The sequence below is a fragment of the Gemmiger formicilis genome, assembly GCF_016901605.1.
Taxonomy (GTDB): Bacteria; Bacillota; Clostridia; order Oscillospirales; family Ruminococcaceae; genus Gemmiger; species Gemmiger formicilis_B.
In genome coordinates this window covers 1-215 of sequence record NZ_JACJKP010001068.1, presented here as the reverse complement: position 1 = coordinate 215, position 215 = coordinate 1, and the positions used below count along the sequence as shown (strand labels likewise).

The following is a 215-nucleotide window of genomic DNA, read 5'->3' as shown; positions in this document are numbered from 1 at the left end:
GGGGCAGCAATGCCCAGGCAACGCTCCACAAAGACCATCGGCCAGTACCGGCGGTGACCATGGGGGCGCGCAATGAAGAGCATCTTGGTGTGCTTCAACCCTTCGGCGGCACGGCGGGCCGCATCATCGGGCACACTGGCACACAAAAGCTCCAGCTTGCCCTGGCGCTCGTTCTCACGGATCAGATGGGTCAGCAGCGTTTCCACGGCACCGCC

At 64.2% G+C, this 215-nt stretch carries 1 protein-coding gene; it reads right to left on the bottom strand.

Features of this window, described 5'->3' with window-relative positions; all coding sequences use genetic code 11:
• The coding region (locus tag H6B10_RS17775; protein WP_345941889.1) for a hypothetical protein at positions 1–215 on the bottom strand (215 nt) is incomplete at both ends.